The organism is Alteromonas sp. 009811495 (assembly GCF_028865455.1).
Lineage (GTDB): Bacteria > Pseudomonadota > Gammaproteobacteria > Enterobacterales > Alteromonadaceae > Alteromonas.
This window is the reverse complement of record NZ_CP113972.1, coordinates 1,997,545-2,020,931: the sequence shown is the minus strand read 5'-3', so window position 1 is coordinate 2,020,931 and position 23,387 is coordinate 1,997,545. Positions and strand designations below refer to the sequence as shown.

The 23,387-nt window shown below is 43.5% G+C and carries 30 protein-coding genes; 26 read left to right on the top strand and 4 right to left on the bottom strand.

The annotated features are described in order from the left end of the window. The first annotated feature begins 25 nt into the window (after nt 1–25). The 7 genes from OZ660_RS09260 (at nt 26) to OZ660_RS09230 (ending at nt 8,359) form a co-directional block, all read left to right on the top strand. On the top strand, nt 26–898 hold the full coding sequence (locus OZ660_RS09260) for a kinase (RefSeq protein ID WP_274743307.1): 873 nt from the start codon (nt 26–28) through the stop codon (nt 896–898). After that, entirely contained in the window at nt 895–1,704 is an 810-nt protein-coding gene (locus tag OZ660_RS09255) for an HAD-IIB family hydrolase (protein ID WP_159624758.1), read from the top strand. The genes OZ660_RS09260 and OZ660_RS09255 overlap by 4 nt, the downstream gene beginning before the upstream one ends. Before the next feature lie 12 nt (nt 1,705–1,716). Further along, nucleotides 1,717–2,940 (top strand): glycosyl transferase, encoded by a 1,224-nt coding sequence (locus tag OZ660_RS09250; protein WP_202265550.1) that lies wholly within the window; start codon nt 1,717–1,719, stop codon nt 2,938–2,940. 5 nt (nt 2,941–2,945) lie between these two features. Continuing rightward, nucleotides 2,946–4,700, top strand: coding sequence for a sugar phosphorylase (locus OZ660_RS09245; RefSeq protein WP_274743306.1), 1,755 nt, complete (start codon nt 2,946–2,948; stop codon nt 4,698–4,700). Between the two features lie 109 nt (nt 4,701–4,809). Continuing rightward, nucleotides 4,810–5,475 (top strand): phosphoglycolate phosphatase, encoded by a 666-nt coding sequence (locus OZ660_RS09240; protein ID WP_274743305.1) that lies wholly within the window; start codon nt 4,810–4,812, stop codon nt 5,473–5,475. A 195-nt stretch (nt 5,476–5,670) separates the two neighbouring features. Further along, complete coding sequence (gene moeA / locus OZ660_RS09235; protein WP_274743304.1) at nt 5,671–6,885, top strand: molybdopterin molybdotransferase MoeA; 1,215 nt, start codon at nt 5,671–5,673, stop codon at nt 6,883–6,885. A 109-nt stretch (nt 6,886–6,994) separates the two neighbouring features. After that, nucleotides 6,995–8,359: an MATE family efflux transporter gene (locus OZ660_RS09230; RefSeq protein WP_274743303.1), complete on the top strand. Its 1,365-nt coding sequence runs from the start codon at nt 6,995–6,997 to the stop codon at nt 8,357–8,359. Nucleotides 8,360–8,441: 82 nt separating this feature from the next. Here the strand turns inward: OZ660_RS09230 and OZ660_RS09225 are convergent, their stop codons facing one another. The 3 genes from OZ660_RS09225 to OZ660_RS09215 are packed head-to-tail and all read right to left on the bottom strand — an operon-like array spanning nt 8,442 to nt 11,157. Beyond that, a complete protein-coding gene (locus OZ660_RS09225; RefSeq protein WP_274743302.1) occupies nt 8,442–9,143 on the bottom strand; it encodes a nucleotidyltransferase family protein in 702 nt (233 codons plus the stop codon). Continuing rightward, nucleotides 9,140–10,321 carry a vWA domain-containing protein gene (locus OZ660_RS09220; protein ID WP_226433612.1) on the bottom strand — a complete coding sequence of 394 codons (1,182 nt, stop codon included), beginning with the start codon at nt 10,319–10,321 and terminating at the stop codon, nt 9,140–9,142. The genes OZ660_RS09225 and OZ660_RS09220 overlap by 4 nt, the downstream gene beginning before the upstream one ends. Next, a complete protein-coding gene (locus OZ660_RS09215) occupies nt 10,321–11,157 on the bottom strand; it encodes an AAA family ATPase (RefSeq protein WP_025255415.1) in 837 nt (278 codons plus the stop codon). Before OZ660_RS09215 ends, OZ660_RS09220 begins: the two co-directional genes overlap by 1 nt. A gap of 214 nt (nt 11,158–11,371) precedes the next feature. Between OZ660_RS09215 and cysK the strand changes: the two genes are divergently transcribed. From cysK to OZ660_RS09180, 7 genes are all read left to right on the top strand, one after another. Next, a complete protein-coding gene (gene cysK / locus OZ660_RS09210; protein ID WP_274743301.1) occupies nt 11,372–12,337 on the top strand; it encodes a cysteine synthase A in 966 nt (321 codons plus the stop codon). Between the two features lie 296 nt (nt 12,338–12,633). Next, entirely contained in the window at nt 12,634–12,924 is a 291-nt protein-coding gene (locus OZ660_RS09205; protein ID WP_274743300.1) for a hypothetical protein, read from the top strand. Between the two features lie 131 nt (nt 12,925–13,055). After that, nucleotides 13,056–13,334 carry a hypothetical protein gene (locus tag OZ660_RS09200; RefSeq protein WP_274743299.1) on the top strand — a complete coding sequence of 93 codons (279 nt, stop codon included), beginning with the start codon at nt 13,056–13,058 and terminating at the stop codon, nt 13,332–13,334. A gap of 129 nt (nt 13,335–13,463) precedes the next feature. Next, entirely contained in the window at nt 13,464–13,796 is a 333-nt protein-coding gene (locus OZ660_RS09195; RefSeq protein WP_274743298.1) for an Imm58 family immunity protein, read from the top strand. A 131-nt stretch (nt 13,797–13,927) separates the two neighbouring features. Beyond that, nucleotides 13,928–14,362, top strand: a complete 435-nt coding sequence (locus OZ660_RS09190) for a hypothetical protein (protein ID WP_274743297.1) — start codon at nt 13,928–13,930, stop codon at nt 14,360–14,362. Nucleotides 14,363–14,485: 123 nt separating this feature from the next. Beyond that, nucleotides 14,486–14,833, top strand: coding sequence for a hypothetical protein (locus OZ660_RS09185; protein WP_274743296.1), 348 nt, complete (start codon nt 14,486–14,488; stop codon nt 14,831–14,833). A 125-nt stretch (nt 14,834–14,958) separates the two neighbouring features. After that, nucleotides 14,959–15,246, top strand: coding sequence for a hypothetical protein (locus OZ660_RS09180; RefSeq protein ID WP_274743295.1), 288 nt, complete (start codon nt 14,959–14,961; stop codon nt 15,244–15,246). Nucleotides 15,247–15,929: 683 nt separating this feature from the next. Here OZ660_RS09180 and OZ660_RS09175 read toward each other — a convergent pair. Continuing rightward, on the bottom strand, nt 15,930–16,967 hold the full coding sequence (locus tag OZ660_RS09175) for an IS110 family transposase (RefSeq protein WP_057791737.1): 1,038 nt from the start codon (nt 16,965–16,967) through the stop codon (nt 15,930–15,932). A gap of 181 nt (nt 16,968–17,148) precedes the next feature. Between OZ660_RS09175 and OZ660_RS09170 the strand changes: the two genes are divergently transcribed. The 12 genes from OZ660_RS09170 (at nt 17,149) to OZ660_RS09115 (ending at nt 23,288) form a co-directional block, all read left to right on the top strand. After that, nucleotides 17,149–17,544: a hypothetical protein gene (locus OZ660_RS09170; protein WP_274743294.1), complete on the top strand. Its 396-nt coding sequence runs from the start codon at nt 17,149–17,151 to the stop codon at nt 17,542–17,544. A 117-nt stretch (nt 17,545–17,661) separates the two neighbouring features. Further along, on the top strand, nt 17,662–17,931 hold the full coding sequence (locus OZ660_RS09165) for a hypothetical protein (protein WP_274743293.1): 270 nt from the start codon (nt 17,662–17,664) through the stop codon (nt 17,929–17,931). A gap of 132 nt (nt 17,932–18,063) precedes the next feature. Then, complete coding sequence (locus OZ660_RS09160; protein ID WP_274743292.1) at nt 18,064–18,552, top strand: hypothetical protein; 489 nt, start codon at nt 18,064–18,066, stop codon at nt 18,550–18,552. 133 nt (nt 18,553–18,685) lie between these two features. Further along, nucleotides 18,686–18,967, top strand: coding sequence for a hypothetical protein (locus OZ660_RS09155; RefSeq protein WP_274743291.1), 282 nt, complete (start codon nt 18,686–18,688; stop codon nt 18,965–18,967). Nucleotides 18,968–19,087: 120 nt separating this feature from the next. Beyond that, complete coding sequence (locus OZ660_RS09150) at nt 19,088–19,477, top strand: contact-dependent growth inhibition system immunity protein (RefSeq protein WP_274743290.1); 390 nt, start codon at nt 19,088–19,090, stop codon at nt 19,475–19,477. 105 nt (nt 19,478–19,582) lie between these two features. Further along, nucleotides 19,583–20,041: a hypothetical protein gene (locus OZ660_RS09145; protein WP_274743289.1), complete on the top strand. Its 459-nt coding sequence runs from the start codon at nt 19,583–19,585 to the stop codon at nt 20,039–20,041. A gap of 113 nt (nt 20,042–20,154) precedes the next feature. Beyond that, nucleotides 20,155–20,709: a CbrC family protein gene (locus OZ660_RS09140; RefSeq protein WP_274743288.1), complete on the top strand. Its 555-nt coding sequence runs from the start codon at nt 20,155–20,157 to the stop codon at nt 20,707–20,709. 124 nt (nt 20,710–20,833) lie between these two features. Next, complete coding sequence (locus OZ660_RS09135) at nt 20,834–21,133, top strand: hypothetical protein (RefSeq protein WP_274743287.1); 300 nt, start codon at nt 20,834–20,836, stop codon at nt 21,131–21,133. 122 nt (nt 21,134–21,255) lie between these two features. Beyond that, nucleotides 21,256–21,540 (top strand): hypothetical protein, encoded by a 285-nt coding sequence (locus OZ660_RS09130; protein ID WP_202265509.1) that lies wholly within the window; start codon nt 21,256–21,258, stop codon nt 21,538–21,540. 125 nt (nt 21,541–21,665) lie between these two features. Next, nucleotides 21,666–22,214, top strand: a complete 549-nt coding sequence (locus tag OZ660_RS09125) for a hypothetical protein (protein WP_274743286.1) — start codon at nt 21,666–21,668, stop codon at nt 22,212–22,214. A 121-nt stretch (nt 22,215–22,335) separates the two neighbouring features. Beyond that, entirely contained in the window at nt 22,336–22,716 is a 381-nt protein-coding gene (locus OZ660_RS09120) for a hypothetical protein (RefSeq protein ID WP_274743285.1), read from the top strand. Between the two features lie 116 nt (nt 22,717–22,832). Further along, on the top strand, nt 22,833–23,288 hold the full coding sequence (locus tag OZ660_RS09115; protein ID WP_274743284.1) for a hypothetical protein: 456 nt from the start codon (nt 22,833–22,835) through the stop codon (nt 23,286–23,288). The last annotated feature ends 99 nt before the right edge of the window (nt 23,289–23,387 follow it).

The following is a 23,387-nucleotide window of genomic DNA, read 5'->3' as shown; positions in this document are numbered from 1 at the left end:
AATCTGCATTGATTAGGGTGACAACATGGACATACATGGCTTTCTAGCAACACATCAATTGCCAAGTAGCTATGCAGAGATTGCACAAAAATGGTTCACTCCACTATGTGAACGGCTACTCAAGCACCAAGAAGGTGCATCAAAACCTTTCGTTGTGGGCATCAATGGATGCCAAGGTTCTGGAAAATCCACATTAACCAGCTTTATTGAAGCCTTTTTAACGTCAGTACATAGCAAACGCGTTGTGTCCTTGTCTATCGATGACTTCTATCTTGACCAATCACAGCGTAACGCGCTGGCTATAAAGGTACATCCATTGCTGAAGACTCGCGGAGTACCTGGCACACACGACACAACTTTGGCGCTCACTACACTTCGACAACTTGAAAGTGGTCAGCCCACTGCCCTCCCCCGGTTTAATAAAGCAACTGACAATCCGCAGCCCAAAGCGCAGTGGCCTGTGGTAAGCGAATCACCAGACTTCGTTATCCTTGAAGGCTGGTGTGTTGGTGTGCCTGCACAATCTGCTGATGATGTTAAGCGACCGATTAATCATCTTGAAGAAGTAGACGATCCACTTGGTATTTGGCGATCTTTTGTCAATACTGAATTAGCAGGTGAATACCAAGCGCTGTTTAACAAGATCGACTATAGCGTAATGCTGAAAGCGCCCTCGTTTGATTGTGTTTACCAATGGCGTCTAGAGCAAGAACACAAACTAGCCGCTTCTGTACAGGGCAAAGGCGCTGGCATTATGAGTGACGAAGAAGTGGCAAACTTTGTGCAACACTATCAACGCATTACAGAGCACGCACTTAATTGTTTGCCCAACAGATGCGACACGGTTTTTATATTAGATTCAACAAGAAAGATAACAGAACAGGATGTAAAACAATGACGAAAACGCTTGTTTTCACCGATATGGACGGCACGCTGTTAGACCACCATACCTACTCTTTTGAGGCGGCGAAACCGGCTTTAGCGGCATTAAAACAAAAAGATATTCCCGTAATACCCACTACCAGCAAAACCTTTGCTGAATTGGAGCCATTGCGAGAGCGGATAGGATTGGATGGCCCCTTTATTATCGAAAATGGTGCTGCGATTTTTATTCCTCATGGCTTTTTTAAGCAAAAGCCTAGTGGCACCGTGTGGGTAGATGGCTATTGGTGTAAAGCCTTTATCTCAAATAAGAACTACTGGATTAAGTTACTTGAGAAGATGGGTAGCGACTTTGATGGTAAGTACAAACAATTTTCAAAAATGTCGCTAGATGAAATTCAAGAATGTACTGACCTTGACGAACACTCCGCATCGCTTGCAGCTAAACGGCAATTTGGTGAACCCATTTTGTGGCTAGGAAGCGATGATGAAAAGCAGCGCTTTTTAAAAGCGGTGAAAGACAGAGGCGCCTTCCCACTAGAAGGAGGCCGATTCATTCACGTCTCAGGCAACTGTGACAAAGGTCAAGCGCTTAAGTGGCTTGCCAGTGAATACCAAAAACAGCACGTGACCAAAGTGAACACAGTAGCCCTTGGTGACGGTAAAAACGACGTGGCGATGCTAGAGGCAGCGCATACCCCTATAAGAATATTATCACCGGTAAATCCTCCACCCGAAGTACAAAAAGAAGAGGTATATACCAGCACCCTAACTGGCCCTGAAGGCTGGAACGAAATGCTTACTCAATTATTATCCCTTTGATCAGGAGGACACATGGCTGATTTTTATCAAAATGGTGTGGTGACAACGTTACATAATTTGGCTCGACGTCCTACCGAAGAACTCGAAGCAGAGCTTCTTCAATTCTCGCAAAAACGCCCTATGGCGCTGATTTTGCCCTCATTATTTTCAGAACTAGAAGGCGACGCGCTTCCGCATATCGTTAATGAACTCACCGAAGTTCCATACTTGTCTGAAGTTGTTATCGGTTTAGATAGAGCCAATCAAGAACAATACAAACACGCGCTTAAATTCTTTGGAAAACTACCACAGCACCACCGCATATTATGGAACGATGGCCCTAGGCTTAAAGCGTTAGATGAAGAGCTTCAAGCCCAAGGCCTTGCGCCTAAAGAGTTGGGTAAAGGGCGAAACGTATGGTACTGCATGGGCTATGTACTGGCGTCGAACCGAGCTGAATCGGTAGCACTGCATGATTGTGATATCGTGACTTACGAGAAAGATTTACTTGCCCGCCTCATCTACCCGGTGGCTAACCCGCAGTTTAACTATGAATTCTGTAAAGGCTATTACGCGCGTGTCGCTAATGGAAAAATTAACGGCCGTGTTTCTCGTTTGCTCGTAACGCCCCTCTTGCGCGCACTTAAACGCATAATGGGCGACAACGAGTATCTTGAGTTTATGGACAGCTTTCGCTATCCACTAGCGGGAGAATTCTCGTTTAGACGCGACGTGCTTAATGATATTCGCATTCCAAGCGACTGGGGTTTGGAAATTGGCGTACTGTCTGAAATGCACCGCAACTATTCTCACAACAGACTGTGCCAGGCAGATATTTGTGACATTTACGACCACAAGCATCAAGATTTATCGCTTAACAACGACCAAGGCGGCTTGTCGAAAATGTCTATCGACATTACCAAAGCCATTTTCAGAAAGTTGGCCACACAAGGCTATACTTTCAGTAATGAAATGTTTCGCTCGATTAAAGCAACCTATTTCCGCATTGCGCTAGACTTTATTGAAACCTATCACAACGACGCCGTCATGAACGGGCTTAGCCTTGACATTCACAGCGAAGAAAAAGCAGTAGAAATGTTTGCCAGCAACATTATGAAAGCGGGTCAAAACTTTTTAGAAAACCCCATGGAAACACCGTTTATACCAAGCTGGAACCGCGTGACCAGTGCTGTACCCGATATTTTAGAGCGTCTTTTAGAGGCGGTTGAAGCTGATACTGCAGAATTTATGGAGTAAGTAATATGGCATGGGACCTTCTCCATGACAAAGTAAAACACCATCTTGAAAGTATTTATGCCGATGTAGCGCTTGATGTCTCGTACGAGACATTAGCGACTGATTTAATGAATACTATCGGCATCAAGTCAGATGCCGATATTGCCTCGCCTCAATCTCATCACAATTATTGGGATGAGGAAGACATTGTAATGATCACCTATGGTGACAGCGTGATAGATGATGACGAGCGCCCGCTTGTGACGCTTAACCGCTTTCTTCACCGCTACTGCAAAAATACGATAAATAACGTGCATATACTGCCGTTCTTTCCGTATAGCTCTGACGATGGCTTTTCTGTCATTGATTACTCGACAGTTAACGAAGCGCTTGGCTCGTGGGACGATGTTGAAGATATTGCCAAAGATTACGGGTTAATGGCTGACCTTGTGATAAATCACTGTTCAGCAAGAAGCGTGTGGTTTGATAATTTCATTAAAGGTGAAGGGCCGGGTTCTGACTACTTTTTTACAGCGGATCCGACTGATGATTTGTCGATGGTAACCCGACCACGGGTTTCGCCATTGTTGCGTGAAACTGAAACGGCTAACGGCACCAAGCACGTGTGGTGTACGTTTAGTCACGATCAGGTAGATTTTGACTTCAGAAACCCCAAGGTCCTACTGGCTTTTGTTGATATTATTCGCCTATACATCGACAAAGGCTCGAAGTTGTTTCGACTAGATGCCGTCGCATTTCTATGGAAAATTGTGGGCACGAATTGCATTAACTTGCCGCAAACGCACGAAGTTATTCGCTTATTGCGCACTTTGATTGAACATGTCGACCCTTCAATTATTATTATTACTGAAACCAATATTCCTAACCGCGAAAATCTAACCTATTTTGGTAACGCCAATGAAGCGCACGCCATCTATAATTTTTCATTACCGCCACTATTGGTAAATACCTTGGTAACAGGTGACTGCACCTATTTGAAAAGTTGGATGATGAGCATGCCTCCTGCACAAAATGGTACTGCGTATTTCAACTTTATTGCTTCGCATGACGGTATTGGGCTTAGGCCAGCTGAAGGTTTGCTAAGTGAAGAAGAAATATCGGAGTTGGTGCATACCATGCAGCACTTTGGGGGTAAAATTTCATGGCGTGCGTCTGATCACGGTCAGCAAAAGCCTTATGAAATAAACATTACCTTGTTTGATGCACTTCAAGGCACCACCAAGGGCCCAGATAAACATCAAGTAGACCGCTTTATTTGCGCTCATGCCATCATGCTAGGTATGGAAGGGATCCCAGGGCTATACATTCACAGTTTGTTGGGTACCTCAAACGACTACGAAAAAGTCGCCAATACGGGCCAAAACCGTTCTATAAACCGACGTCGCTGGGACTTAAAAGAACTAGAAGCATTACTTGATTCGCCTTTCTCGCAGCATCACAAAGTACTAACCCGTTTGTCGCAGCTTATTCGCATAAGAAAAGCACAACCGGCGTTTCACCCTAATGCTACACAGTTTACGCTGCAGTTAGGTACACAGCTATTTGGTTACTGGCGACAAAGTCTAGACAGAAAACAAAGCGTATTCTGCATAAGTAACATTAGCGATGAAGGCCAAACCGTATTGTTGTCAGATATTAACTTAATTGGCACCGATAACTGGATTGATCTTATCTCTCGAGATGAAATTGCGTTAGCAAGTGGCAGTTTGCAGATGAAGCCTTACCAAACGCTTTGGATTAGTAACCAAGACTTTGAGTAAATAGTACTTGCGCTAGTAAACGAAAAGCCGGCGCATAAACAAACACTGACCGCGGAAGGGAAGCTGCGGTATTATACTTTTCGAAGTTCCATCAATACACAGGGTAGTAATGCAACCTATTTCCACATTTATCTTTGACCTAGACGGCACCTTAGTCGACTCAGTACCCGACCTCGCCCACGCACTAAACGCTACGCTACATGACATGGGCTTACCGACATACCCTGAAACCACAATAAGGCATTGGGTTGGTAATGGTGCGCGAATGCTGGTTGAACGGGGGCTAAGTGGAAGTACAAGCATTTCCCATGGCCAAAGTAATGCACAAGTAGACGCGGCGCTTGATAAATTTTTAGCGCATTACCGCGTATTGGTATGCCAGTACTCCAATTTGTACAAAGGGGTATTCGATACACTAGCAACGCTAAAACGCAAGCAGTACAACCTGGCGTTGGTAACGAATAAACCCGAGGAATTTATTCCACCAATTCTTAACGCGTATTCATTAAATGACATGTTTTTGGTAACGCTTGGCGGCGACTCTTTACCTGAGAAAAAGCCTTCTCCCCTGCCCTTGTTACACGTTAGCGATACCCTTAACGTGATGTCAGAGACGTGCATAATGGTGGGCGATTCAAAAAATGATATACAGGCGGCCAAGGCCGCTAATATGAGGTGTGTCGGGTTAACTTACGGTTACAACTACGGCGAAGATATTGCCATTCATGAACCCGACTGGGTGTTTGATTGCTTTACCCAGTTATTGACGTTGTAAAAAACTAAAATACCCCGTGATGCCCCTTCCAACAGAACAAAGTGACGTTCTTAATGGGTAATCAACTTTCCATCCTTTCACGCGGTTTCACAAAACCCCGGTTAAAACCAACATTAATCTTTGGTATAACGTTGGTTTTTCTGTAACATCCGCTGTTCATTAATATACAGAACAACAGTTTATAAGGTGGTTGGTATGTCATCTAAATGGCTTTCGTTAGAAGAAGCGCTGTCTAAAGCACTCGATGCCGCTGCGCCTATTAGCGAGACTGAACAAGTGAGTATTTTTGATGCCACCAACCGCATACTGGCCGATGATGTTGTGGCCACTGTAGACGTACCGCCTTGGGACAATTCCGCTATGGACGGATACGCCGTTAATACCGCGTCGCTTGACGGCGAAATGCCTCTTAACGTGCAAGGTGTAATTACCGCGGGCATGGAGGCAAGCACTCCACTACAAGCGGGCCATGCGTTTAAGATAATGACAGGCGCCCCTATGCCACCGAAGGCCGACGCCGTGGTAATGATTGAAAACACCGACGGTGGCAAAGACAAAGTTTGCATTACGAAAGCGCCCTCGTCTGGTGAGAATATTCGTAAAAAAGCCAATGATATTGCCGTTGGCGATGTGCTAGTAAAACAAGGTACGCAGCTGTGCGCAGAGCACCTTATGTTATTGTCTTCGCAAGGCAAAAGCGACGTTACCGTGTACCGTAAACTTCGCGTTGGCGTGGTAGCTACCGGGTCTGAATTGGCGCACCCGGGAAGCGAACGCGCCAGCACACAAATTTACGAGTCGAACCGCGTGGGCGTAAGCAGTATTTTGCGCAACGAAAACGTGGATATTATCGATTTTGGTATTGTTGAAGATGACGAAGCCTCACTACGCGCGCTTTTCACTGAAGCTAGTACCAAAGTAGATGTAATGGTAAGCAGTGGCGGCGTATCGGTTGGCGATGCTGACTATGTAAAAGACATTATAAGCGAACTAGGCAACATTGATTTTTGGAAGATTGCGGTTAAACCCGGTAAGCCATTTGCCCTTGGGAAGATAGGCAACACCTTATTTTGCGGTTTGCCTGGCAACCCTGTGTCGTCATTTGTTACGGCAAAGCTGCTAGTAGTGCCCGTAATTAAAAAGCTGCAAGGGCAAGACGGTAACTACGAACCACTTTATATCAACGCTAACATTACCCGAGATGTAAAACGCCGCGCGGGACGACGAGATTTTCAACGTGCAACCATGGTGAAAAACGCAAAAGGCGAATGGGAAGTAACACCGTTTAAATCGCAGAGCTCTGGTGTAATGACGTCAATTACCTCGGCCAACTGTTTAATGGTGATCCACGAAGATATTGCCACCCTGAACAAAGGCGACAGTGTACCGGTGATGCCCTTTCACCTTTAAAAACGAATTAGCCGCAGTGACTGCGTTTAAAAGCGCGTGGCAGCATACAAACATAAAGCGTGTTGCAGCACATTGTGCGCACACGATGACTACTTGAGACAACACACTCGTGAACAAGAAACGCTTCCTACTGGAAGGTAGAGATATATTAAAACTGGCGTGGCCTTTATTGGTTGCGCAAATTACACAAATGCTAATGGGCGTAAGCGATACCATTATGGCGGGGCGTTACAGCGCAACCGACATGGCTGCTGTTGCCCTTGGTTTTAGCATTACTGTACCGCTTTTGTGCTTTATTCAAGGTATAGCGCTGGCTTTGCCGCCTATTATTTCGCGCTTGCAAGGTAACAAGAACATAGAAGGCATTGCCGATGCGTCGCAGCAGGCTGGCTACTTGGTATTTTTTGTAGGTGTAGTGGTTACCGCGCTATTACCGTTTACCGAAAGCATAGTATCGCTATTTCCCATGGCACCAGAGCTTTTCACTATTACCGTAGACTACGTTACCTATGTGCTCCTGGCCATGCCTGGCTTTGCGCTATATCAATGGCTACGTAACTATTGCGAAGGTTTAGGTAAAACTAAACCCACCATGACGATTACTGTTATTGGATTGTTGGCTAACGTTGTAGGTAACTACATGTTTATTTACGGTGCAGGGCCAATACCCGCAATGGGTGGCGCAGGTTGTGGAGTGGCTACCGCCATCGTTATTTACACCATGCTTATTGCAACATTTGTGTACGTGCGTTTTGCCCCTGCCCTTAAAAAATACAACCTATTTGGCAAGGTATATAAACCTAATTTCACTACCATAAACCGTACGTTTAAGATGGGCTTACCCATTGCCATGACCATTTTGTTTGAGGTAACGCTATTTTCATTAGTAGCACTGCTGCTGGCTCCATTTGGTGCCAATACAGTAGCCGCGCACCAGGTAGCACTTAACTTCTCGGCGTTAATGTTTATGTTCCCGATGAGCATAGGTATGGCAGCAGCAATTCGTATTGGTTATCGCATAGGTCAAAACAACGGGCGACAAGCCAAAATAGCAGCACGTACGGCTATTTTAATTGGCTTTTGCACTGCAGCGTGCACCGCTACGTTCACCTTATTAGCAAAGGGCTTTATTATTGGCCTTTATACTAGCGACGAAGCCGTATATACCCTAGCTAATGCGCTACTGATTTACGCCGCACTGTTTCAGCTGTCTGACGCTGTGCAGGTTATTTCAGCCAATGCGCTTCGTGGTTACAAAGACACGACAGCGATGTTTATCATTACGTTTGTGTCGTACTGGCTAATTGGCTTACCCACAGGCGTGATCTTAGGCAGAACCAACTGGGTGACTGCTGAGCCCATGGCAGCAGCCGGCTTCTGGATTGGGTTTATTGTAGGGCTAAGTGCAGCCGCTGTGATGTTGGGCGCACGTTTGCTTTATATTCAGCGCCCCGGTGCGACGTTGCGCGCTTAGTATTGGTATTGCCACATTATCGGTATTACCACAACGCACATGCACAGCACTAAAATAACCTAAAAGCGCCGCTACACGCAGATTAATCTGCCAGCGGCGTCCAGTCTTGAGGGGTGTCTATATCAAACTGCGCATTAGGTATAGACACCGCAGTTACCTTCCCTTCTTTTTCATAGCCTTTGATAACAGGCTTTGCTCCCACATCGCCCGTTAAGGCCAATAACGCTTTAAACGCTGTCGCAGGGAATATTGCCGGAACCGTATGCTTTGGCTTTGTTTCAAAAGGACTATTGTCACTTCCATCATCACTCCATTTACTACACACAATATGCGCCGGATTAGCACAAGACGCCGCGACCAAATTGGCTAAATCGTGCGCCGTTAATCGGGGTAAATCTGCAAGGGTAATGAGTATATGGCTGGGGTTTGCCTGACTAGCTTCAAGACATGGTGATGCGCTGCCTAAAAGGAACTTAACGCCCTCGCGAATACTTGACGCAATGCCTTCTTGCCATAGGCTATTAGTGACAAGGCTAACGGGTTCATGCGCTAATGCGTCACGCACGCTAAGATCCCATTTACCCGTGACCACAACAGGTTGTGGCAAGTAATGGATTGCGAGGGTAGCGTGGGAATTTGTCACACTGGGCAGTTCCAGCAGCTGCTGGGCACTATGCGCCACTAACGGTTTGTTAGATACTGGGTGAACCGACACTAGCTTGTTACCGCCAAAGCGGGCACTTTGCCCGCCTGCCAGTAAAATACAGCCTAATCGATAGCTCATCGGCTGCGACTTAAGCCTTTAATTGCGTCGGTTAACCCTTCTAAGGTTAAACCGTACATCCTGTCTTCCATGATTTCACGAATGATCTTAATAGACGAATAATACGGCCAATAGTTTTCAGCCTGCGGGTTTAGCCATACCGCGTTATTGAAGTGATTAAGCAAACGCTGTAACCATACGCTGCCCGGCTCTTCATTCCAGTGCTCTACACTGCCGCCTGGGTAGGTAATTTCATACGGCCCCATGGTGGCATCGCCAACAAAAATCACTTTGTAGTCTTTACCGTAGCGATGAATGATATCCCAAATAGGAATGCGCTCTTTGTTGCGGCGCAGGTTGTCTTTCCATACCTCTTCATACACACAGTTGTGAAAATAAAAATACTCTAAGTATTTAAACTCTGACTGTACGGCAGAAAACAATTCTTGGGTGCTTTTTACGTGAGGGTCCATAGAGCCGCCCACATCAAAAAACATCAACACCTTTACCGCGTTATGGCGTTCTGGCGCCATATGAATATCTAGCAAACCGCCCTTTTTCGCCGTTTCACCAATGGTGGTTGGCACATCAAGCTGTTCGCTGGCTCCAGTACGTGCAAACTTTCTAAGCTTACGCAGGGCTATTTTAATGTTACGCGTACCCAGTTCCACGTCAGAACTTAAGTTTTTAAACTCGCGCTTATCCCACACTTTGACCGCAGAGAACTTTCTATTGCCTTTTTGCCCAATACGCACGCCTTCTGGGTTATCACCATAGGCGCCAAACGGCGATGTACCGCCCGTACCAACCCATTTATTTCCACCTTGGTGGCGCTTTTCTTGTTCTTCCAAGCGTTTTTTCAAGGTTTCCATTAACTCTTCAAGGCCGCCTGCTTTACGAAGCGCCTCGCGCTCTTCAGGGCTTAGGTTTTTCTCTATTTCTTTGCGAAGCCATTCTTCTGGAATGTCTTTACCAAACAAATCAACCGACTCTACCCCTTCAAAGTACTCGGCGAACGCCCTATCGAACTTATCGTACTGGGTTTCATCTTTCACCATGATGGTACGCGCTAGGCTATAGAACGACTCAATATCGGCATACACCACATGCTTTTCCAGAGCTCTGAGTAAATCAAGTAACTCGCGAAGCGTGGTTTTAACCTGATACTTTCGTAGCGTGAAAAAGAACTGAATAAGCATTAGCGGCGCGCCATAAAGACCAGTTTTTCAAACAAGTGAATGTCTTGCTCATTTTTAAGCAGTGCACCGTAAAGCGGTGGAATGGCTGCTTTGCCGTCTTTCGAGTGAAGTGCCTCAGGTGGAATGTCTTCTGCAACTAACAGCTTCAGCCAGTCGATAAGCTCAGAGGTAGATGGCTTTTTCTTCAGCCCAGGCACGTCACGAATTTCAAAAAACGCTTTTAATGCTTCATCAAGCAGCTTTTTCTTTAAATCAGGGAAATGCACGTTCACAATTTCCTGCATTTCGTCAGGGTTCGGGAACTGAATATAATGGAAGAAACAGCGGCGCAAAAATGCATCAGGCAGTTCTTTTTCATTGTTCGACGTAATAATAACAATAGGACGCTGCTTTGCCACAACGCGCTCTTGTGTTTCATACACAAAGAACTCCATTTTATCGAGCTCTAGTAACAAATCGTTTGGAAACTCGATATCAGCTTTGTCTATTTCATCTATCAATAGTACCGGGCGCTTTTCGGCACTAAACGCCTCCCACAGTTTACCTTTAACAATATAATTGCCAATGTCGTGCACGCGATCATCACCTAGCTGCGAGTCGCGCAAACGCGATACGGCGTCATATTCATACAAACCCTGCTGCGCTTTGGTGGTTGACTTAATGTGCCATTGAATAAGCTCGGTGCCTAAACTTTCAGCCAGTTCCTCGGCTAACATTGTTTTACCTGTGCCTGGCTCGCCCTTAATTAATAGCGGGCGCTCTAGCGTAATGGCGGCATTAACCGCTAATTGTAAGTCTTTGGTTGCGATGTAATTAGACGTGCCACTAAAAGCCATGGATGTTGTACTCCGTATAATTCTTCGTCTTCATGTATTTTAACAATAACATATAGCTAAAAAACACTTTGCATTTTTGCGTTTGGGACCAATGATATAGGGGTATGACGAAATCCCCTAATTCACGCTATGAATTATTAACTATTAAAAAGGTCGTACAGATCACGACAGAACGGGGTTTCCTAGAAATTAAGGAACGAGGTAAGGATTGAAAATGAACGTATTTGAAGATAATTCCCTATCGATTGGCCGCACGCCACTCGTCAAACTTAATCGCGTAACATCAGGTAATGTGTACGCGAAAATTGAGTCGCGCAACCCAAGCTTCAGCGTTAAGTGCCGTATTGGTGCCAACATGATTTGGGACGCGGAAAAACGCGGTGTCCTTACTGAAGGTAAAGAAATTGTAGAGCCTACCAGTGGTAACACAGGTATTGCCCTTGCGTTTGTTGCTGCATCACGTGGATACAAGCTAACGCTTACCATGCCTAGCAGCATGAGCCTTGAGCGCCGTAAACTACTTAAAGCGCTAGGTGCAAACCTAGTACTTACTGAAGCACCAAAAGGTATGAAAGGTGCAGTAGCGGCAGCACAAGAAATTGTGAACTCTGACCCAGACAAATATGTGCTGCTTCAGCAGTTTGATAACCCAGCAAACCCAGCTATTCACGAAAAAACCACTGGCCCAGAAATTTGGGAAGACACAGATGGTAAAGTGGATGCGTTTGTAGCAGGTGTAGGTACGGGCGGCACAATTACTGGTGTTAGCCGTTACCTTAAAAACACCAAAGGTAAGGCAATTACTTCAGTTGCGGTTGAGCCTACTGATTCGCCAGTAATTACGCAGGCGCTTGCGGGTGAAGAACTAACCCCTGGTCCGCACAAAATTCAAGGTATTGGCGCAGGCTTTATTCCTGGCAATCTAGACCTAGACCTTATTGACGAAGTTGAGCAAGTGACCAACGAAGAATGTATGGACATGGCACGCAAGCTAATGACCGACGAAGGTATTCTTGCAGGTATTTCATCTGGTGCAGCGGTAGTTGCCGCTAAGCGTTTTGCTGAGCGCCCAGAGAACAAAGACAAAATTGTTGTAGTACTTCTAGCGAGTGGTACAGAGCGTTACCTAAGTAGCCCACTGTTCGCTGGCGCGTTCGACGAGCAAGAAGAAGTGCAATAAGCACCTATTCTGATTACATTGAAAAACGAGGCTCAGGCCTCGTTTTTTTGTTTGTGGAAACAAAAATTAAATGCTGGATATAAATACAGTTTCCCGCAATTTAGAAAAGCGAAAAAATAAAAAAGATATTTTCCGCCTTTCACCTTCGCCATTTGCACTAATTGTTGTAAGACGTTGATGTGGATTTATTTACGTGAGAAAGTTAACGAATTATTTGAGTGATAGATGGATAAGGTCCGCATTGTAAAAAGGATTTTTTCCGTACACTAAATTGTTATATGAACAGGAAAAATTGAGTGCAACTCCCATTTTCAACATTTTTATTTTTAACTCGTTTAGTGGGTTTGTGCTTTATCTTTGTCGGACTAATATTTGGCTATTCTGCGGCAGAGTTACTTTTTGACCCAGAAGCTACAGTTATCGTTAATGGTATTGAAAGAAATGACAGGGAAGCTAAAGGCACATTTTTGTTTATGCCCATCATTTTAATTGGCGTTGGCTTTACTCTTTGTAATATCAAACCTAAAAGCTGGCACAAATATCGTCAGGCTAGGTCAATTTTTTGGTCCTTTTTTCATGGAAAGTAGTTCATATAACAAAACGCTCAAGTCGCAACCCGCTACGCGGGTCGCTGGGACAAAAACACAATGCGGCTTCGCTATTATCGCATTGCGCTTTTGCCCCTTAGCTTAGTGTTATGTAGCACAGGGAATTCAAAATGAAGGAATCTGAAAAACGTCTTTACCGAGCTACTGATGAAGTTCTTTTTTACCTATGGGATCCAATAGGAGTTAAAGACGTTCCTGCTGCGCGAGACGAATATCAATCGTATCTACCAAAAGTATTTAAACTACTGGTTTCGGATGCTAAAGATCATGAAATTGCAGCTTACTTATGCTACATCGAAGATTCATTTATGGGGTTGCGGGGAAACAAACCACATGCCATAAACATTGCCAACCTTTTGCTGGAAGCAAAGGAGTTCTATTTTGAGTAAGCTACATAACAAAAAAATAAAGTCACTCACTTCGTTCGCTGGGACGCATACACGTGGGCTGCTTCGCATTTTAGCCCACGCGCATGCGCCCCTTATTTAGAAGTTATGTGCTAAAGGGACTCTCACACTATGAGTTTTAAAAACTGGAAAACAGGATTTTGGTTTTGCTTTGTTCTTTTACTTTTTTCAAATTGGTATTGGTTCTTTGCTGTAGTTGACCAAGCAATAACTAACAAATATACATCAATGGAACTCTACTCTCAGGAGAAAGCTGTAACTGAGTTAGGAAAACTCATTGTCACTGGAATAGAGTCCAAGTCGAAAAAGGATGTGATTTTCCTTTTACGTCAAGCAAATCCAGACGCCTTTATCGTGGACGGCGAAGATGTTATCAGCTACCAAAATATAAGCTTTTACTTTAAAGATGATAAGCTTATAAGTATTGGCGAACCACGCACATAACAAACAACTGTAGCCGTTCGCTGGCGCTCACTGGGACAATAACACGCAGGCTCAGTCGCTCCGCTCCCATTTTAGCCTGCGTATTATTGCCCCTAAGTTGGGCGTTAGGCACCAAAAAAGAAGGTTTAAGAATGGACTCTCGAATCAGCATACCAACTGACAATATATATAAATTTTACGCTCTCTTCGGTTTAGCATTCTGTGTGGCTGCGTTAACAATGTTTGTCCTCGCGTATAACTCACATTTTGAAAGCACAACTGAACTTTCTATGCAGTTGGCTAAGCTCGACACCTTAGCAAAATTGACAGAATTCGAGGAAGCACAAAAGAAAATACTCGAAAAACAGATTGAAATTGGTAATTCAAATAAAGATTTTTATATGACTATAATCAGCGCATCTCTTGGTTTTGGGCTTGTAGTCATGATTAGCGGCTTCATAAGGTGGCACTACAAAGTCCAACCGCAAATCGATAAGATGATGGCTCTAAAAATCGAGCAATTACAAGTAGAGCTATCAAGAGGCAAAAAGCATGTTCCGTTTTCTCGTAGGCGCAATGGCGCCTAACAATCCGCTGTAGTCGCTCGCGGGCTCGCTGGGACACAAACACGAGGGCTGTGTCGCTTCGCTCGGATTTTAGCCCACGTATTTGTGCCCCTAAGCGGGGCGTTAGGTTTCAAGGTGAGTGTTGTGAAATTGGTTGGCTCTAAAACTGAACGAGAAATAAGATTGGAGCTTATAAAGAGCACTTCATCCGTATTTTCAGAATCTTCTGAGTCTCACGTAAAAACCTTCTTTTTAGATAATGACATGGATTTCTCCAAAGTAATTGTTTTGAGTTCATTTCCAGATGATAGGGTTATTTATTATTGGCTACTCATAGACTGTCGGATGGTTGGAAGAGTGGAAGTCGAACTAGATAATCCGGAATGTACAGGCATGGATACTTTTACTCTTCTCGAATACAGCCATAAATTAAGTAAAATCCAACAAATAAAGTTAGCTGTTGCAATGGACTTGTTGGCAACTGAAACCTAACAAAACACTAAAGGCGCTCGCGCTGCTCGCTGGGACGCTAATACATGGGCTGCGTCACTTCGTTCCTAATTTTAGCCCATGTATTATCGCCCCTTAGTGGGGCGTTATAAGCCACAGGAAAATTGATGGATTTGGTTTATTTATTGGCAGGGATTTGTTGCATTCATTTGGCTTGGGCATTTTTAAATACATTAGCCGTTAACAACACGCTCTTTATTAAGAAAAGCTCTCAAGTTGTAACTTTACTCGCTAATTGGCTTGTACCGATAATTGGGCCACTTGCCACTTTACTAATTCTTCGTTTAATAAACCCAAAATCTAATAATGGCAACCCCGTAAAAGACCATTCTGGTAGTGGCAATTTGTATTCAGGCAACGAGGGTTCAGATTCGGGTGGTAACAGTGGAGATTAATTTCAAAAACAGTGATGTATTAAGAATGGCTTATAACAAAACGCTTAAGTCGCAACCCGCTACGCGGGTCGCTGGGACAAAAACACAATGCGGCTTCGCGATTTTCGCATTGCGCTTTTGCCCCTTAGCTTAGTGTTATGTGCTTATCTGTGAAAATGGAGTTTTTAGTGCTTAGAAATATAAAGGTTATTAGTCTAATCGCTCTTATATGTTTAATAGCTATGTTCGCGTTTGCGGCATATAGAGTGGAAACATGCGGCTATGATTGTGGGCTATTTTCTGTTTCATCTGGCACAGCAACCGTCTTTTATTACCTATCATCTCTATGGTTAGGTTTGCTTGCTCTAATCGTACTATTAGCATCAACTTTTTATTCTATATTTCTAACTCGCTTTAAGGGGTAAAGGCCGTTGGAACAAGGCAGTTTTGTAATCGCACATAACAAACAAATTATGGCACTCGCTGTCGCTTATGTGGACTCCCCATAGTCAACAACTATTTTTGCCATTCAAGATGTAATGCGTGCTTATGTACGAGCTCATAATAGGAAGCTATCCCGGCTCTATGATATTTACGCGAACTTGATGCCACATCTCGCTGGCGGGCTTTTATGCCCTGAGCGCAGCACTGGCTTACCAAGCTGATTTTTATCTCGTATGGCGCATTTAGTCGTTAACTTAAAACTAAGCAGCTAATAACTCTGCTTTATATTCAGTTCCGTTGCGTAGCAACGAAAATGCCGTTCTAACTGTTTTGTTGGCCAGCGCCACAGCAGCGCACCGTTTACCTCGCCGTTCTACTAACCCTTTAATCCATTCATCTTTCTTAGTTCGTGAATCACGTTTAACTGCCTGGTTTACTGCTGACATCGCACCTGCAACCAAGTTAGCGCGCAATGACGAATTCCGGATATTTTTACCTATAGAACCCAAGCGCACTTTACCACCCGAAGAATGTTGTATTGGCGTCAAACCAATACACGCAGCAGCGTCTCGCGCTTTTTTGAAAACACCCAACTCACAGCAACCTAGCGCTATGTAAAGGTTAACCGCATTTGTCGGGCCAACACCTTCTATCTTCATGAGATTTTTGCAAGCTTCTGATGCTCTGCTGGCTCTAGCTACACTCTGTTCGTAGTGCTTCACGAGTTCTATACTCTTAAGGTATTGATGCCATGCCGTGTGTAAGGCATCTCTGAATATCGCGCTAAATCCATTTTCTGCATCTTCTAATATCGACTGTATAGCACTGTTCAACCCCGTATCTGTTGGTGATAACTTAATGTTGAACTCTAAAAGTAACGAACAAAGTTGATTCCCGTAAGCAACTTTATGCTTTACTGACAGTTGATGCATACGAACAAGTGATTGAAGCTCTTGCTGCTCCTTAGACTTCCCGCTAATAAAATTCACGTTACTAAGTTGTGATGCCTGTAAAACCGCCTCGGCATCATTCTTATCAGTCTTTTGGTTTTGACGAATATTCGATACAAGCTTAGCTGATATTAAACGGGCATCATGCCCGTATTCGCGCGCACATTGATACCAATAATTTGACGTAGCACACGCTTCGAAAACAACTGTCATTGGCTTTTGAGTGGCTAGCCAATTAGAAAAAGCGGTGGGCGTCATCGCCATATTGCGAATTATTTTATTCGATTTAGCAACGCAAACTTGAATCTCTTTTTTTGCTAAATCTACACCAGTGAGCATATTATACATGCATGGACTCCTACCTAACCTTTGTGTGTGACAACGTAAATGTTAGACCAACCTATTAGGTTGGGGAGTCCAATTATCTCGTTGGGACACAAACACGCAGGCTCCCTTCGCTTCGCTCCGTATTATAGCCTGCGTATTTGCGCCCCATATTTGGAAGTTATGCACTCCAAGGAAGATATTGATGCAACCAGATTTTTCAAAATATTCAAAGCAAGAGTTAAAGGACTGCCTTGATGCAATCGATCATCAAAGATATCCAGAACGAGTTGCTGAAATACAAAATAGACTTAATCACTTTTATGAGAAAGAACAGGAGCGAATAAGTAAAACTCCTCTGCACGAAAGGAAAAAAGAACAAAAGAAAAATCGTAAATCCAGCCTTGGCTTTTTGTTACTTTGGGCCGGTTATTGTATTTACGTATTAATTTCTGGGCATATTCCAAGTCGGTTCGGCGACGGAGTAACTTTAGAAGAAAATCCGATTTTGTTTTTTCTCTTTTACGGCTTTTTCCTTTATCTTTTAGTTTTCCTTATTGTGCTTACATATGAACACTGGTTTGGCAAAGAACGTGCCTAACAAGGCGCTGAAATCGCAGTCACTTGCGGCAACCGCTGGGACGCATACACGCAGGGCGGCTTCGCCATTTTACCCTACGTGCCTGCGCCCCTTATTTAAAAGTTAGGTGTTCCAAGGATGACAAATAAAGATGGTGGAGATACTGAGCTTGCATTTATCGGAGCATTAAGTCTCTGGTTGTTAGTATCTCTAATTAGCTGGGTTGCTTCTCATTTCTATTACGCATGGCAAAGCAATGAACCAATCGAATTTACTTCACGAGGTTTAAGGTTTATGAATTTACTTCCGGCTAGCATTCAATTTGCGATTAACGTTTCTGTTGTAGCATTCTTTACATATGAGGCTGCAAAGCAATCAGTTAAGTTTGTAAAGCTGTTGCGTGGTTAGCCAGTTGCTATTTCGGCGCACACCTAACAAAAAAATCAAGTCGCCCGCTGGCACAGACTGGGACGCATACACGTGGGCTGCTTCGCATTTTAGCCCACGTGCCTGCGCCCCTTATTTAAAAGTTAGGTACTTATGAATATTCCGAAGGTAGACACATGGTTTTTCGAAAAGGCAGAGTTCCATCACCCTAGTGTGCTTAGCATCAAACTGGTTGAGGGTGTTAAGTCAAATGAGCGAGAAATGGTGTTGTCTGATACTGATACTCCGATCGGGCCTTATTTCCCTGTTAAGGTGTTGGAAACGAGTCGAAGTCTACGAGTCATCTTTAACGAAGTGGTTTCGTTCCATATAATTGATGAGTCTTACTCTTCACCTACAGAAAAATTAGATATTACCCATGAATTCGGCCCTGTAAGAAAGTGCAATGGCCTCGAATATCAAAAGTATGTGCAGTCAGACAGTATTGTTGATCAAACTGGGCCTGATGAAATTTTGGGGTATTATATCTGGACAGAAGATCAGACGGTGTTTGTTCTTGCAACCGCTGACCCAAAAGTCCTAATAAGTGACGAGAAGTCTAATACCTCCGTAGAGCGAGGAGATACCTATTTTAGTCAGTAGAACGTACCTAACAATCACGTTAAGCCGCTCGTAGACTCGCTGGGACATTAACACGTGGGCTCTGTCGCTTCGCTCGGATTTTAGCCCATGCACTATTGCCCCTTATGTGGGTGTTAAGTGTCACAGGAACTTTATGGATAAGTTGATGAAATGGAAACTAATTGAAAATGAACTTCGTCAAGCGCATCAACTCCTTCCAAAGGATATCAAACAATCTGATTTTGGCTATAGAGAAGAAGATTTCTTAGAGTATCTCAGTCATAACGAGCTTGGGTTGGCGATGGAAGAACTAGATGGAGTTATAGTGGGCAATCCTTCTCCGTCTAAAGAGTTTTGGCAACACTTAGTGAACGCCGCAAACCTTATGAATAGTAAAAAAGAGCCAACTTATAGGCAGTTTATAGACGCCACATAACAAAAAAATTAAGTCGTGGGCTAAAGCCCACTTGGACGCTAATATGCAGGGCCGCTTCGCTATTATGCCCTGCGCGCCTGCGACCGTTATAGAAAAGTTAGGGCACATCTAGGAAATCACATGGACAAGTCTAAAACACTGGAAGTATTGGAAAATGATTTTTGGATAGATCCTGACTTTAAATCTAGTCTTGTCGTCGCGTGCCATCAACTAAGAAAAATACCACTCAAAGACCTTTCGCCCGAAAACCTTCGTTTACTTATCGGGCAGGAAATCGGGCTCAACTACTTGGTACCGATTGCTCTCGATATCCTTGAGAAAGATTTACTGGCTTCGGGCGACATGTATGATGGTGACTTGTTATGCTCTGTAGCACGAATTAAGAGTGATTTTTGGGATAGCAATGAAGGTTTGAAGGCCAGGGCTTTAGACTTAACAAGTTCAATAACTTCGGCACTAGAAACTCTAAAAGAAGCAGACGACTTATTTAAAGGTAAACTATCGTGGTAATGGGTCCTACCAAACCGATCAAGCTCACTCGCTCCGTTCGCTGGGACAATTCCTCGCATGCAGGCAATTGCCCCTTCTCGGGGCGTTATACGCGCGAGTAACATTATGAATTTGGCAGATGAAATAGGACTTTCTGATTACAAGATCCTCAAGGATGAAGCTGCGTTAAAAGTCGCTCAAAATTGGCTCAAAGTCTTTTGTATCCACCGGACCTCTTTCAAAGGGATCAGAGGTGGTAAATCTTATCTATGGGATGAAATTCATAGCGACAACCATAATGCGGATGCAACAGCAGAATTCGAAAAGCACTTTGCAACTAGCTATTATCTCATGTTGGATAACTTTGGTGAAAATGAGAAAGAAATTTATGTCTCAACTCAAAAGCCTGCTGGAAACGCAAGACTTAAAGACTTCCATGTTTTTCCTAAAAATTTAGCGTGGTCAATCGCATTCACCCACGAGGACGGATATATTGGACCTAAGTTTTTCAAACACTCAAATTACGCTAAATTAAACAAAGAAAATGAAAAAGCGTTCAAGGAATTATCAACGTGGCGCGTATAACAAAAAAATTGAGGCAATCACTTCGTTCGCTGGGACGCATACACATGGACTGCTTCTCATTATAGCCCATGGGTATGCGCCACTTATTTAGAAGTTAGCCATTAAGGAGGAACATGGAACTTCCTAAGTTTAAATATCATTCTGATCCGTTAAAGTCAGGTTCAATCATTGAGTCAGATGCAGTTTGCCTGTGCTGTGGTAAAGCCACCGGATTTATCTATGGTGGGCTGCCCTATTCTGAAGTCGAATTAGAAGACTCAATATGTCCTTGGTGTATCGAAGATGGTACTGCCCACAAGAAATTTGATGCGGAGTTCACAGATTTTGACGGTATAGGTGGATATGGTGATTGGGACGACGTGGCTTCATCAGTCAAGGAAGAAATAACCTATTTAACTCCTGGTTTTACTGGTTGGCAACAGGAAAAGTGGTGGACGCATTGTAATGACGGTGCAGATTTTCTTGGTTGTGCCGGATTCAGGGAGATAAATGAATACGGTCAGGATTTAGAAGTCAGTTTAAAATCCGAGGCAACCGCGACGTACGGTCTAAAAGACGGAGAATGGGAAGGCTTCTTTCAGTCACTCGATGCTGATGGGTCACCAACTGCTTACATATTTAAATGTATTCATTGCGGTAAACTTGGCGGCTACATTGACTTTGATTAACATGATGGCTAACAAAAAATAAAATCGTGGGCTAGTGCCCACTGAGACGCAAACACGCAGGGCCGCTTCGCTATAACGCCCCACGCGTCATCGCCTCTTATTGCAAAGTTAGCAGCCAAGAGAAATGAATAAGTATCTGTCAGGTATAAGAAGTTCAATATTAACAATTTCTTGTGTGGCATTAGCGATTTCGTATTTCACACAATCAAGTTTACTCTTTGCCGTTGAGTGTATTTGTGTTGTTATTGCTGTGACTCAATTAGTACATATGCCAGAAGAATTGCCAAGTGGTTACGACAATCCGGATGGTGAAGAAATACACCCTAAATGGCTTATTTTGTTTTCGCTTGGGTTGGCTCTTTTATTATTTTTTGTTGGCTGGTTGATTCCAACTCTGTGGGAGTACGTGGCATTTAGCAGCTAACAACCCAATCAACACATTCACTGCGTTCGCTGGGACACATACACGCGGGGCGGCTTCGCCATTATGCCCTACGTGCCTGCGCCCGTTATTGAAAAGTCATGTTTCATATTAAGGAAGTCGAAATGAATAATCAGGAGACCCAACTTCGAATCTTGGCACTTGCCATTTACGAGCTCAAAGGACTATTGGGTAATCATCTAGGCAGTACAACTAACGAAGTGACCAGTGAAAAAATATCTGCGCACCTTGCATTTTCACTCCACAATGAAGCTCTTGCCATCATAGAAAACAAACCGGAACAATTTGATATAGAAGCTTTACTATCTAAAATCACAGCAATCGATAGAATGTTTAAAACTGATTTCGCGAAACTTTTCGCTAAGACAATCAATGCAAAAGAAACATAACGCTCAAGTCGCAACCCGCTGCGCGGGTTGCTGGGATAAAAATCACGTGGGCTGTCATCGCTTCGATCGTTTTTATAGCCCATGTATTTTGCCCCTTAGCCGGGTGTTAAACGTCAGGAGGACACATGAAACACTTAATCACAACAACTCTAGTTTTATTTTCTTTTTTCGCAGTTGGCGGTGGATATTACAGCCCGAGTATTGATCAATATGATCCGGTGACTGGCTTATACTTTAAGAGTGTAAAACTAGAAAAAGAATCAAGCTTCTTAAGCAGCAGTGACGAAGCTATTGTGAATATTTTTATATATGACCCCTCCAAAGACTCCGGCTATTATTTGTTTCCCGAAAATCACGAAAAACAAATAGTTGCTTTATCTTTTGAAACAGCTCTGAAAGACGGAGTAGTCGAGTTTAATAACAGTTATTCATCTCCGGTCAAAAATAATACCGGCATCATTGACAGACAGCCAAAACCGACAATGTTAGTTGTAACAAGAGACAGTAAAAAACAGACTGATACATTTTTCACTGCAAATAAAATCACAGGTAACCCTAAGGAAATTGGGAAAATTCACTCAACAAGCAATTGGCATATAGACGTTAAGAATTCAAAGATTAGAGTTGTTAGGCAGGTGGGCAATAAAATTAAAATGGAGAGCCTGGCATGGTGACGTATAACAAGTCACTCACTTCGTTCGCTGGAACGCATACACTTAGGCTGCTACGCAGTATAGCCCACGCGTATGCGCCCCATATTTAAAAGTTAGGGTAACCGGAAAAAGGAATTTTCAGATGAGGTTTTTAGTTTTATTTTTTCTTTGTAGCTTTGCGGTCAATGCAGAAGACGGCTTATTCACTCGGCTTGTATTCGAAAAACAGGAAATTGGCTCGAACTTGCTGCAAAGTTATAACACCGGCGTACTTGCGGACTTCAATTCCTCTAACACCCTAAAAATCTCAGATCTGTATCAGATTGCAATGACCAATAGAGTCATAGAAGATGGTAAGGTCAATATATATTTTTCTCTCAAGGATACGTCTACAGGCAAGCCATACAACGTTGGTGCTGATGCTAGAGACTTCACAATTGGACAACAAGAATCATTTGAATTTACCAACAATGGGTATATTTATACCCTTATCATTGATACATCTTTCGGCAAACTACCCTAACAAAAAGGTTAAGTTGCCTGCTGGCGCGGGCTGGTACGCATACACGGAAGCTGCTTCGCAATATTGCTTGCGCGCCTGCGCCCTTATTAAAAAGTTTTGCACTTTATAGGAAATTTATGAAAAGGATTTTTTGGTTTACTTTAGTTTTGCTTTTTTTACTAGCAAACGAATATCTCTCTAAATTTTTACTTGCTGTTTTTGTAGGGCACCTAGAGTTTGATTCCGCTGTTGAGCGAACGTTTCAATATTCAACTATTAATAGTTATCTATTTTCTGCTGGCTTTAGAGCTATTCCATTCATCGTTTTAGGTCTTTTTGCTGCTAAATCAAATTTGAGTTCTACTACATTTGGCCGAATTGGCATTTGGATTATAATGCTACTCAACACTTCATTTATTCTGCACGGCTATTGGGGAATGCAGCACTCGTTATTCACTGATGCACATACTTCCTCAACATCTGCTTTGGCTATACTTTGGATTCCAATCTGGGCATCTTTTTTCACTATTATCGGATGCATGGTTTTGGTTGTTATAAGTAAAATATTTAGGTCCTTTCATGCACGAGCATAACAAAAAAATTAATTCGCTCGCTGAGTTGCATACATGCAGGCTGCTTCGCATTATAGACCACGTGCCTGCGCGCCCTTTTTAGAGTTAGGTGCTAGAAGG